The organism is Acidobacteriota bacterium (assembly GCA_016196065.1).
Taxonomy (GTDB): Bacteria; Acidobacteriota; Terriglobia; order Terriglobales; family Acidobacteriaceae; genus Acidiflorens.
The window spans coordinates 37236-49473 of the sequence record JACPYL010000001.1; the positions used below are offsets into that span (position 1 = coordinate 37236).

The window sequence follows — 12238 nt, forward strand, 5'->3', positions numbered from 1 at the left end:
CAAGTGCGCGGGTGGAATCCAGAAGCCAACTGGGTGATCGATATATTTATTTCGATAACAGTCCCGGGCGATCGAGACGTTCGTCGGGAGGTCGCGGTTCCAGAACGACGCCCGCATCCCGGCAAACGAACCGGTTCACGACACGATAATTTTTGTCGATTGCGTCCACCAGGGAACCTGCCCACGCATCCGGACCCTTCATTGCCGATGGGTCGCTCGCCAGCAAGATCATCCCAAATTCTTTTCCCTGTACTCGCCGTTCGATATCCCCATTCGGCCAAAGCCCGCGTTGCTCAAACTGCCCGTAGACAAAGGGATCCGACACCAGCACCGGTTTCCCTGCCGCAAGCACAGGCCCCAGGCTCTGAGAAAGGATCGAATTCGAAGGAGAGTTTTTCACGGCCTGATAGAGCTGCCCGCACTCCGCCAGTTGACGCGAAGGCTGCACGTCGCCACGATTCTGCGCGGCTACCCCTGCAGCTACCGACACCCCCAGCAAGACCGCAACCGGCAACGCACGCTCCGGAAACTTCTCCTGCAGCCACGTGTAACCCAGACCGGCACACAGACACATCGCCGCCATCCACTCGACAAAGTGGTTGGTAGTCGACCCGAGCTTCCCCGCCGTGAGCGCAGTGATCGCACTCACGACAAAGTAGATCGCCGGAAAACTTCTTACTCGCCCGCGCAAGTCCTGCACCACGTACCATACCGCCAGCGCCGTTGCGACCGGAGCACCCGCCCATACCAGCGTCATCAACGCGAAGAATTGCTTCAGAGAATATCGGTCCGGATGCGTGGAGAACATGTGGAATGCAAACCAGTTTCCAGTTCTCTCCTGCAGGACCACCATCGCCACCGCACATGCCAAGCCCAGTGCGCCCGCGAAAGACGCCGCTTTTTTGAATTTTCGATGGGCAATCAGATGGATGAAAACCGCCACCGGAGCCGCGAGCAGGCTGTATTTACAGAAAATCGCCAGCCCAAAAAAGAGCACGCTCCAGTACCAGGCCTTTTCTTTCCAGACATAGATCGCGATCCCGGCCGCGGAGAGCGCCATCCCAATCACATCCGCGCGGAGAAGATAGATCCAGAACCGAAACGCCGGCAACGTCCATAGAAGGAATCCACAGCCCAGCCCGATCCACCATGACCCCGTCAAGCGTCGCAACGAAACTCCCAGCAGCAACGCAATCACGACGTTGCATCCGAGGAACAGCATCCTGCCCGCCGGGAAGGAAGGATTCCCATTCGGCAATACCGCCGCTGTAGCCGCATACGCGACCGGCCCATAAACATGCAGCACAATGGGATATCCAAATGGATCCGGATACAACGCCTGGGCGTGCCGAACCCGCAAGGCGCCCTCGAGCACCAGGCCTTCGCCGTAATCGATCTGGTACGGAGTCGCGAGCAGCGGAATGCAGCGCACCAGCACCAACAGCGCACCCGCCAGCACGGAGAGTAGTAGTAATCGTTCCGCTCGCATCAGTTCAAAGCAACCTCTCGCCCGACCTGGGAGAACATCAGGACTATAGTACGTCCCGTCAACTCTCCGCCAAACTGATGGTCAATGTTCCACGTGGAACACTTTACGGGCGTATATGTATGTACAGTTTTATATGGTTATTCTCCGTAACGACACCTAGCCACAGGCGCGGTTTGCCGGAGAGTACATCCCAAGCTGCACACTTTCGTGGAATCCCACCCTTGCGCACAGAACGCGCAAGGATGGGGCACCCTTTTTTCGTGCCACAGCCGGAGTGTTCAGGCTGAGCCGCCTACAACTTTAGAAAGCACGATCGTAAGGACTCTTCTTGGACTCCTAACTCTGGCGCTTGCCACCGGTTTTAACGGTCTCTTTGTTGTGCCACTCCGAACGTTTCGTGACCGAACTTAGGGACCGAGGCCGAGGTTCCCGACGACCCGTCGTTCCCCTGAAAATTGACTTTTTTCCGTCCGACAGGCAAACTGCTCCATCGTGCGCTAACCGCTTTCTGCCCAGCAGGATGGGGAGGCGGTTCTCGGTGCCAGCGCGGCGAGAGCGACTCAGGAACTGTGCGCCCTATGTCTGGAAATCACGTCTCCTATACGCTGGACTCTACGCTGGAGACAGTGAATAGTGCGGAAGAAACTGCCGGACGGATGGCCGCCGAAGCGGGTTTCGGCGACGAAGACGTCATGAAGATTTCCATGGCCGTGCGCGAGGCCGCCGTCAATGCGGTCATGCATGGCAACGCTTACAATCCCAGCAAGAAAGTGACTTTGGCATTTGAACTCACGCCGCGCGACCTGGTTATTGTGATTCGCGATCAGGGGCCGGGACTCGATGCCAGCAAGATTCCGGATCCGTTAGCGCCGGAAAATTTGATGAAAACATCAGGACGCGGCATTTTCCTGATACGCTCTTTTATGGATGTGGTGGAGATCCACCCGTCCCAATCGGGCACAGAACTTAAAATGATCAAGCATGTCCACGGTTCCCCCGCGGACTCCAAGGAGGCTTCCCAGTGACCATGAAGTCCAGTACTCGTCAGGTGGATGGTGTGACCATCGTCGACCTTAGCGGCCGCATTACTCTCGGCGAAGGCAGTGTGGTGCTTCGCGATACGGTTCGCGATTTGCTCTCAAAGGGCCACAAGAAGATTCTGCTGAACCTCGGCGACGTCAACTACATCGACAGCTCCGGCATCGGCGAATTGGTCAGCGCGTTCACGACCTCCAAGAACCAGGGCGGCGAACTCAAACTGCTGAACCTGACCAAGAAAGTTCACGACCTGCTGCAGATCACCAAGCTGTACACCGTCTTCGACGTGAAAGACGACGAAGCATCAGCTGTGAAAGCGTTCGGCAAGTAGCTACGGTCCTCATCAATATCAGGTAACAAAACAGTGGCGGCCCGGTCAATCATCCCGGACCGCCCAGTTCCCATTTTGGCGAAGAACATTCCGATTTCTGCGAATTCCCTTCTTTTGTTGCGCTGATGCGAGCGTCTCCCAACCTACAATTGCTGCGACTGGGAAACTCTTTGTTGCCAGTTCGCCCATGATGTACCGTCCTCTGCGATCTTCGGTTCACCCTTGCTTGCTCTTCGCATTTTTTTGGATTTCGATTTCCGCGAACGCGGATTGTGTTCCCTTCTCGGACGCACACCGGCACATTGGAAAGACGCAATGCGTCAGCGGGAAGATCTACAACATTAAAGAAGGCAGCAAGGGCGTAACGTTTCTGGATTTCTGCGAGAATTTTGAGACCTGTCCATTCACGGTCGTCATATTCGCGGACGATCTCAAACATGTCGGTGATGTGCGCCAACTCAAAGGCCGCACAATCGAAATCAACGGCACGGTCCAGGACTATGACGGACGAGCGGAGATCATCCTGCGCCATCCTCGCCAACTCGGCAAAGATGCTGCGCTGGTTCCGCCGCTGCCTAAAGATTACGATGTGGAACGCAGGGGTAAGTACAGTCCAGGAAAATTCCGGGCACCGAAACAGAAACCCGCGAACCCTCGCGCCAAGCGTGGAACGGCTGTGGACATAGAAGACACCAGCAATCAATAGAAAGTTAGTGCGGCGCACGATTATCATGGGCGCGAAGGAGCGCCTATGAAACGAACCGCGATTCTGATCCTCATCATCGCTAACGCAATGCTGATGAACGTCTCCGCATTCGCTGCTTCGGAGAACACTTGTGCGAATCCCACCATCGACCGAGAAATCCGGCAAGGCGCCGTGTCCTGGAAGAACGGTTACAACGATGGCGAAGCCGCAAAAGTAGCGGATCTGTATACGGAAGACGCAACCTATCTGACGCAACACTTCGTGACGGGAATTGTGCAAGGACGTCCAAAGATTCAAGCCTACGTGCAACGCGGCGTCGATGCCAAATACCACATCGACTCGATCGAAGTGCTTTCCACTGGCTGTTCCGGAAAGATGGCCTATGCGATCACGCGATATGAGTCGACCAACGGTGGCCAGAAGGCATTCGGCGTAAATATCCTCGTGCTCAAGAAGACTGGGAAGAAATGGCTGATTGTGGCGCATGAATCGGCTGTTCCAGATCCGGCGACTGCGATCCAGAGTTTGGAGAGTCCGACACACAAGTAAACGTCTGAAGTTTGGAGACAACTGGGTTCTTAACCTGAGTTCTTAGGCTTGATATGGGGTGGCGCAGCCTCCCACGGACCATGAGGGAAACCATGAAGAGGAAAATAGTTTTGGCCGCTCTGCTGCTCTCAGCGCTTGCCATGGCCGGGACAAATCGCAATCCCACCGAGTATCCCGTAAATGTTCATGTCATCGCATCGCGCATGGTTGTTTACCACACCTACTTCCAACGGTTGAACGTTCTCATTGATGGGAAGAAGTACGAGTTGGAGTCCCTAACTCCTGCCTATGGGGTGTTGATGCTTGGCGATTACAAGGCGAGGGTGCGAGACGATGGGCACAGAGCCTACGGGCACAAGTCAGCATACGATTCTTGGCAGGTCTATGAAGTTCTGCTCCCCGACAACAAGACGAGGCAGTTCGTGGTGATGGAAATAGTGCCGTAAACAATCGCCATAGATGGCGATCACGCTCAGAACCCGGTTGTTGGTGATATGGCGATTTATCACCAACTACAGACGGCCCGTTTCAACAGTGCCCAAGGCCGCATTTCAGATTCGTGGTCAGTTGCGTTCGAGCTATGCCTTCTCGCAATGACACGTCTATAACCAGATTGTCGGTAAGCGGGACATCTTTGGAGGGAACGGTCAGAAAGTAGTACCAGCGCAAGCCGGGGCTGGGGTGCCGCTCTTTGGCCGAAAGCAGCGTCGCTGGCCGTATCTCGTCTCCCCTTTTCCAAGAAAGGTCGAATGATGCTTTCTCCATCAACCCAGCGGCGTAGTCGGGTGGAGTGATTTGGTCTGCCCTCTCTGTGCATTTCCATGCGAAAGCTTCTACATCTACTACTAGTTGGTCTGGGAAATTGCGATAGGTTACCTTTCGCTTTTTGAACTCTGCTCCCTGCGGCGTTTTCTCAACCTGCAACCCATCAAAGAAGTCGCCAGAGATAAAAAAAGCTTGAACGTGAATGCACGTGTTGTGGTATTGGATTACACCAAAACCAGCTCTCACACCCGTTCCGAACTCTGTTTGCTTCTCCCCGTGTCGAACTTTCGCCAGAGCCGCTGGATTACCTAGAAGAGCAACGACGCCACACGCGATGCCAAGCCACCAAAATCGCGGTAGCATTGGGTGCCTCCATTCGATGTGCGGAGTGCGTTTCGGTTGCAATGCTCAATCCTAAGCAATTAACCCCAACTTATCCAATGAGTTTGCTGCCTTCCGCGATGTCAACTGTTGAAATCAGGCGTTTACACCAACTACAAATGCTCGGCCCTTCCCGGCGCATGGCTTCTACACCATTCCCTTCCGCAATTCGTCCAGCGGATACCTGGTGCCACGCCACACGATGCCGTCATTCCACAATGTATGGAACATGGAAAGCATCAAGATGTACATGAACAAAGCCGTGGAAACCGGATGCAGAAAAAAGTAGTAAGGCCGGACGGCAGAACGGGTGGACATCCCGAAGTAGATCGCGAGAATGCACAGCAGGGCGAGGCCGTAGGGGAGACGCATCCATCCATGGGCGAGCCAGACGCCTAGAAACGGTCCGAGGTTCAGAAATCCGACGCCGATCACGGAGCCGATGGTTCTCCACCATTGAAATGAGAGCAGGGCAAAAAAATTCTTGGTGAGATTGTTGACGATGCCAAAAGCACCTTCAGCCCAGCGCAGCGAGATCAGATCTTCGCCAAACACAACTCTCGGCCGGAAACCGGCTTTCTTGATCACCTTGCCGAGTTTCATGTCGTCGAGGACTTCCATGCGCAGGGCCTTGTAGGTGCCGATCGCGTCATAGGTCGAACGCCGCACCAGATTGAAGGCGCCAACTCCCATGTGGTCGTCGGCTTTCGGGTCGGCAACTTTCCAGAGACGATGTCCGAAGACGAAGAGCGTTTGAAAAAAGGCCATCATCATTTTTTCGCCGGGAAGCTTCATGATCATGCGCGGTAAGAGGACGAGGTGATCGGCCTGCTCTGATTCGGCGTAGGTAAGGGCGCGGCGCAAGGTGTCGGGTTTGAAGAATACGTCCGCGTCGGTAAACAAGAGCCAGTCCCCGGAGGCCTGTTCCGTGGCAGTCCACATGGCGTGAGTCTTGCCCATCCATGCGGGCGGCAATTCCGTGACGTGAATGACTTTCAGTTTGCCGCGGGCTTCAGGGCGAGCGGCGACTTCGTCCATGCGCTGACCGGTGGCGTCGGTAGAGCGGTCATTGACGGCGATCACTTTGAAATTCGCGTAGTCGAGTGCGAGTAACTCGGTGAGGGTCTCGGCGATATGGGCTGCTTCGTTGCGTGCCGGGACGATGATGCTGACGCGAGGATTGCTTGCAGGCTTGCGATCCCATTCGGAGCGGGCAATGTCGGCGACGCTGGGCATGCCAATCGCGGCATCCACGATGCGGGAGAGCCAGGCCAGAGCCAGGACAATTCCAGTAATCCAAAGAGTGATCGACATCCGTGTTAGCTGGTACCTGCCTCACCGGGAGCGGCGCCGACGCGAACGGCGGGCGCGTGCTTCATCCCCAGGAACAGTATGGCAGAGGACACACCCATCGCGATGACCGGAAGGACGAATGCGATTTGCAGAGAACGGTGGTCGGCCACCCATCCCATCATGGTGGGCGAGGGGACGTCTCCGAGGATGTGGATGATGAAGATGTTGGCGGCGATGGCGGTGGCGCGGATGTGCGCGCCAACAGAATTGATAACTGCTGCATTGAGGGGAGAAGTATTCAGTAGAAGAAAAAATGCAGCGACACCGATCGCGGGCACCATCAGGCGTCCAGAGGTAAACAGCGCCACGATCATGAAGGGAATGCCCAGCGCCATACTGACGGCCGAGATCAAGTAGTACGAACTCTTCGTGCGGCGCAAAAGGTAGTCGCCCAGCCATCCGCCGGCGAGTGAGGCGAGAATTCCATCGACCACGATGATGATGCCAAACATCAGGTTGGCCTTTTCCAGCGAGTAATGGCGTTCGCTGACAAGGAATTGCGGCATCCAGACTTGAATGCCTCCCAGCGAGAACGTCATGAACGCCATGCCCAATGTAGCGGCGAGAAAAGCCTTGTTGCGGATCAGCCCGAAGATGGTGCCTCGCTCCGGCGTTTCTTTCAGAGTATCGAATTGTCCGCGCTCGGGTTCCTTGAGAAACAAGACTGCGAGCGCCAGCAGGAAGCCGGGAATAGCAGCGATGTAAAACGGAAACCGCCATCCGTAGATTGGAGCGAGATAACCCCCGACCACGTATCCCGCCGCCGACCCGACCGGAATCGCCAGGTAAAACACGCCGAGGATGCGTCCGCGCTTATCTTCCGAGAACAGGTCGGCAACAAAGGTCGGCGCGATGGTGACGAACGTGGCCTCGCCGACTCCCACCAATGTGTGGCGAACAAGCAATTCGCCGTAGGTGTGAGTCACTGCCGTGAGCAGGGTCAGGCCGCTCCAGAAAACTGCTCCGAATACGATGATCAGTTTGCGCGAATATCTGTCCGCAAGGGGACCCACAAACGGCGCTGCGATCATGTAGAACCCGAGGAAGGCGCTGGTCAGGTATCCGATCTGCGTCTTGCTCAGATGGAATTCGTCCTGCACCAGTGGCTGAACAGCGTAAAGCACGTTGCGATCCGCATAGTTCAGCAGATTCAGCGCGGTCAGGACAATGAGGGCGGTCCGGGGATGGAGGTTCTTCGCGGGCACAGAGGGGGAATATAGCACGGCAGGGCAATTGCAGAGGTCAGAGGTTAGATTGTAGAGGTGACAACTCGCGAGGCCGGAGACTTCGTTTAGAACATGCCTTCACTTTTACAATCGAAGTTCTGACTTCTGCAATCTGACCTTTCACCTCTGACCTTTCTTGCGCGGCCACCTTGCCACCACGACTGTTGAAATCCCGCCGCGCGGACGAAAGTCTCCGGTCACTTCTGCCCAGACTGGTTTGGCCCACTTCACGACGTCGTTCAGGATCTGGTTGACGACGTTCTCCTGGAAAATTCCGAGATTTCGGTAGGACTGCAGATATTCCTTGAGCGACTTCAGTTCCAGGCAAACGCGGTTGGGCACGTAGCGGATTTCAATTTTCCCGAAGTCGGGCAGACTGGTTTTTGGACATACGGAGGTGAACTCGGGGTCGTCGATGACGATTTCGTATCCGGGAAACTGGTTGGGCCAGGTTTCGATTTCGGGGAACGCATGATCCAGCCCGGCGCTGGCATGCTCTGGGGTATAGCGGTTACGTTTCGGCATGCGGATATTGTACCGAGTCCGCGAGGCGATTCGTGGAGTGCATCACTTGGAATGCCCAACTTGGGGTGCAATTTTGGAGTGCGGATTGCGGACTGGCTGCATCTAAACAAGTAATTCCCAGGCGTGCTTTTAACGGTTTTTGGTCCTCGTGAGTGATACATTGGGACTTACAATTTTCTCTGTATGCCATTGAATGGAAACAGTTCCGCACGCCCGCCGCGCCGATGGTGGGTGACCGGCCTAGCGATTCTGGCAGCAGTCGTCCTGCTGGCTGCCTTTGTGACTCACAAGGATGACTCGATTCCCGTCCGCACGGCCCATGTGGAGCGTGGACAGATTCGCAGTTTGATTTCGACCAACGGAAAGATCGAGCCGGTTCTGAATTTCGAGGCGCACTCTCCGCTGACCACCACCGTGAAACGCGTCCTGGTTAAAGAAGGCGACTCGGTGAAGAAGGGGCAGTTGCTGGTCACGCTCGATGACGCGGATGCACGCACGCAGGCGGCGCGAGCGCAGACACAGCTCAAAGCTGCGCTGGCAGAAATCAACAGCACGCAACGCGGTGGCAACCAGGAAGAAGTTCTCAATCTCAATGCGCAGTTGGCAAAAGCGCGGGCGGACCGCGATGCTGCGCAGCGCAACCTGGACGCTTTGCAGAGACTGCAGCAGCAAGGATCGGCGTCGGCCGGAGAAGTACGCGCCGCTCAAAATGGTCTGGCGCAGGCGGATGCACAGGTGAATCTGCTGCAACAAAAGCAGACGGGCCGCTATTCTTCGCCGGAAATCGCCCGGGTGGAAGCGCAACGCAGTGAGGCGCTGGCGGCATACGAAGCTGCGCAGGATATTTTGGCGAAGTCGAATGTGCGCGCTCCGTTCGATGGGGCCGTGTACTCGTTGCCGGTCCGGCAAGGCGTATTCGTCAACAGCGGCGATCTGCTTCTGCAATTGTCCGATCTCAGCAAGGTACAGGTTCGCGCATTTGTGGACGAGCCTGACGTGGGGAAACTGGCTCCGGGCAATCCGATTGAAATCACATGGGACGCCATCCCGGGACGAATCTGGCAAGCCACGGTCAATTCGGTACCGTCCACGGTAAAGCTGCGCGGATCCCGCAACGTGGGGGAGACGATCAGCATCGTAGATAACAAGGACATGAAACTGCTGCCCAACATCAACGTCGGGGTCACGATTGTGAACGCGCAACGTGAGAACGTGCTGGTGGTGCCGCGTGAAGCGGTCCGCATGGATGACAGCAAGCCGTACGTCCTGCAGGTGGTCGGGCGGCAACTGAAGCGGCAGGATGTGGAAACGTCGATCTCCAATCTCACGCAAGTCGAAATTGTCCGCGGGATCGCGCTGAACGATGTGGTCGCGATCAGTTCGTCGAACGGCAAGACGATCGGCGACGGGACACAGGTCAAGTACTGAATGATCAAGCGGACTTTCCTGGCAGTGCTCCTTTCATTTTCTCTTTCCCTGCCCTTGGCGGCCACGGATGCACCCAACTCCCTTCTGACGGCGGGACGGGTTGACGAAGCCATTGATTCGTTAAATACGCGGATCGCTTCTAACCCGCGTGACGCGGAAGCCATCAATCAACTCTGCCGCGCGTACTTCCAGTACGGAGATTGGGATCGCGCTGAATCCCGCTGTAAGAAAGCGGTCGAAATGCAGCCTGATAATTCCAGTTTCCATCGCTGGCTGGGACGCGTGTATGGAGAGAAAGCTTCTCGAGCCACGTTGCCGATCGGCCTGGCGTTGAAGACGCGCGACGAATTTCAGCGGGCGGCGCAACTCGACCCGGGCGACGCAAATGCGGGAGTCGATGTTGCGGAGTATTACCTGGAAGCTCCCGGCATGATGGGTGGCGGCAAAGACAAAGCGCGTGAACAGGCCAAGATCATCGGGAAAGTAAGTCCGGCACAAGAGCACTGGGTTTATGCGCGACTGGCGGAAAAGGAAAAAGACTTCGCCGCTGCTGAAAGTGAATATCGCAAGATGGTGGAAGTAGGCGGGGGCGGGGGCGGCGCCGAGGCCTGGTTGAATTTGGCGTTTTTTTATCGTAATCAGAAACGCTATCCGGACATGGAGCAGGCATTCGTCAAGATGAACCAGGCTCCGATGCCGGCCCGGGAAGTGTTGTTTGAAGCAGCCAATTCTCTGTTCCGCACGGGCCGCGCATTTACGTTCGCGATTGAATTGCTGAAGCGGTATTTTGCGGATGGTCCGGTCGAAGAGGCGCCCGCGTTCAAGGCCCACTATCTGCTCGGGCAGTTATTGGAGAAGCAGGGCGACAAGGCGGGAGCGGCGAGTGAATATCGTGCTGCTCTGGCGATGGCGCGCAACTACGAACCGGCGCGAGAGTCGCTGAAACGAGTCGCTCCGTGATGGAACCGCGACTTCTCAGTGCGAACCGCAATTCCCAATCCCCTGCCCGACTTTGCTGCGGAGCACTACAATTTGGGGGTTGGGTGGTGCCGAGATGAGACTTCGACTCAACCAGTTCGTCCTGCCGCTGATGCTGCCGGTAGTCCTATCGGCGATGAGTGCCGTGGGGCACGCTGAGACAATCCCTCTGGAGCGCGCGATTCAACTTGCGTTGGCTCACAGCACGACTTCGGCAGTAGCGAAGGCCGATGTTCAGCGGGCCTTCGCCGCATTCCGCGAAGTTCGCAACTCCTATGTCCCGCAGGCAACGCTCGGTTCGGGGCTGGGATACTCGTATGGATTTCCGTTGACGCTGGAAGGCTCCGCGCCTGCCCTCATCAATGTGGTGGCGCAAAGTACGGTATTCAATCCCTCGCAATGGCAATTCCAGAAAGCCGCGAAAACGGAATGGATGGCTTCCCAGCTTCTGGACAAAGACCAACGCAACGCCGTGATTCAGGACGTCACGCTCAGTTACGCGGAGCTGGCGAAGTGGGAATCGCGGATCGCACGATTGCACGACGATCAGGCGGAAGCAGCGAAATTGGAGAAAGCGGTAAGCCAGCGTTTGCAGGAAGGCGTCGACAGCGCGGTCGATCTAAACCGGGCGAAACTGATGGCGGCGCGGGCCCGCCTGCGCATTGCGGAAGCACGCGGGTCAGCAGATGTACTGCGACAACATTTGTCGGGACTGACAGGTTTGCCGGCGGCTTCGATCGAGGTCGCGCAGGATACGATTCCGGCGCTGCCTGCGATCAGTTCTGAAGACGATCTTGCTGCGAAGGCGGTCGCATCCAGTCCGTCCATTCAGTCTGCCGATCAACATGCGATCGCGGAGGCGTTCCGGGCATCTGGCGAGCACCGCGCGCTGTTGCCTTCGGTTGATTTCGCGGCGCAGTATGCGCGCCTGTCGCGTTACAACAACTATGACGATTACTACAAGAAGTTCCAGCCAGACAACGTAACCTTCGGCCTCTCGCTACGATTCCCGTTGTTCAACGCATCACAGCGGGCACGCGCACAAGGGGCCGATGCCGAGGCTTTGAAAGCTAAGAAGCAGGCGGAGGCGACGCGCAACCAGGTTTCCGAAGAGACTTTGAAGCTGCAGCGGACAGTCGAGCAACTTGCGGCTGCGCGAGAAGTGGCGGAACTGGAGTACCAACTGGCGCAATCCGGGCTGGATGCTGCGCAGACGCGACTCGACGCGGGCACTGGCGCGCTTCGGGATGTCGTGGACGCTCGCGGACAGGCGAGCGAGCGGTATCTGCTTTTCCAGGACTCCGATTTTGAATATCAGCGGGCGCGCGTGAGCCTGCTCCGTGTGACCGGAGAGCTCGAAAAATGGGCGCTCCAGAATCCGTCGAAGTGAGTACTCCCAGCCGACCCTGATTCTCGCGGCTTAATGCGGCGCGAGGGACGTTTAACGAGTGCCAATTGGAGATTGCAAG

At 56.6% G+C, this 12238-nt stretch carries 13 protein-coding genes; 8 read left to right on the top strand and 5 right to left on the bottom strand.

All coding sequences use genetic code 11. From position 1 onward, the window contains the following. Positions 1-46: 46 nt before the first annotated feature. Positions 47-1489 (bottom strand): hypothetical protein, encoded by a 1443-nt coding sequence (locus tag HY010_00195; GenBank protein ID MBI3474125.1) that lies wholly within the window; start codon positions 1487-1489, stop codon positions 47-49. 578 nt (positions 1490-2067) lie between these two features. Here HY010_00195 and HY010_00200 point away from each other — a divergent pair. From HY010_00200 to HY010_00220, 5 genes are all read left to right on the top strand, one after another. After that, positions 2068-2514: an ATP-binding protein gene (locus HY010_00200; GenBank protein MBI3474126.1), complete on the top strand. Its 447-nt coding sequence runs from the start codon at positions 2068-2070 to the stop codon at positions 2512-2514. After that, entirely contained in the window at positions 2511-2858 is a 348-nt protein-coding gene (locus HY010_00205) for an STAS domain-containing protein (GenBank protein ID MBI3474127.1), read from the top strand. Before HY010_00200 ends, HY010_00205 begins: the two co-directional genes overlap by 4 nt. Before the next feature lie 187 nt (positions 2859-3045). After that, positions 3046-3564, top strand: coding sequence for a hypothetical protein (locus HY010_00210; GenBank protein MBI3474128.1), 519 nt, complete (start codon positions 3046-3048; stop codon positions 3562-3564). Between the two features lie 45 nt (positions 3565-3609). After that, on the top strand, positions 3610-4113 hold the full coding sequence (locus HY010_00215; protein ID MBI3474129.1) for a nuclear transport factor 2 family protein: 504 nt from the start codon (positions 3610-3612) through the stop codon (positions 4111-4113). A 92-nt stretch (positions 4114-4205) separates the two neighbouring features. After that, entirely contained in the window at positions 4206-4559 is a 354-nt protein-coding gene (locus HY010_00220; GenBank protein ID MBI3474130.1) for a hypothetical protein, read from the top strand. 82 nt (positions 4560-4641) lie between these two features. Here the strand turns inward: HY010_00220 and HY010_00225 are convergent, their stop codons facing one another. The 4 genes from HY010_00225 to queF all read right to left on the bottom strand — a co-directional run bounded on the left by HY010_00225 (position 4642) and on the right by queF (position 8363). Then, positions 4642-5241 (bottom strand): hypothetical protein, encoded by a 600-nt coding sequence (locus HY010_00225; protein MBI3474131.1) that lies wholly within the window; start codon positions 5239-5241, stop codon positions 4642-4644. Positions 5242-5406: 165 nt separating this feature from the next. Then, positions 5407-6573 (bottom strand): glycosyltransferase, encoded by a 1167-nt coding sequence (locus tag HY010_00230; protein ID MBI3474132.1) that lies wholly within the window; start codon positions 6571-6573, stop codon positions 5407-5409. 5 nt (positions 6574-6578) lie between these two features. Beyond that, positions 6579-7835 carry an MFS transporter gene (locus HY010_00235; GenBank protein ID MBI3474133.1) on the bottom strand — a complete coding sequence of 419 codons (1257 nt, stop codon included), beginning with the start codon at positions 7833-7835 and terminating at the stop codon, positions 6579-6581. Between the two features lie 123 nt (positions 7836-7958). Continuing rightward, a complete protein-coding gene (queF, locus tag HY010_00240) occupies positions 7959-8363 on the bottom strand; it encodes an NADPH-dependent 7-cyano-7-deazaguanine reductase QueF (protein ID MBI3474134.1) in 405 nt (134 codons plus the stop codon). A 183-nt stretch (positions 8364-8546) separates the two neighbouring features. Here queF and HY010_00245 point away from each other — a divergent pair, with 183 nt between their 5' ends. From HY010_00245 to HY010_00255, 3 genes are all read left to right on the top strand, one after another. Further along, on the top strand, positions 8547-9791 hold the full coding sequence (locus tag HY010_00245) for an efflux RND transporter periplasmic adaptor subunit (protein MBI3474135.1): 1245 nt from the start codon (positions 8547-8549) through the stop codon (positions 9789-9791). Next, complete coding sequence (locus HY010_00250; GenBank protein MBI3474136.1) at positions 9792-10751, top strand: tetratricopeptide repeat protein; 960 nt, start codon at positions 9792-9794, stop codon at positions 10749-10751. A 94-nt stretch (positions 10752-10845) separates the two neighbouring features. Then, positions 10846-12159, top strand: a complete 1314-nt coding sequence (locus HY010_00255) for a TolC family protein (GenBank protein ID MBI3474137.1) — start codon at positions 10846-10848, stop codon at positions 12157-12159. The last annotated feature ends 79 nt before the right edge of the window (positions 12160-12238 follow it).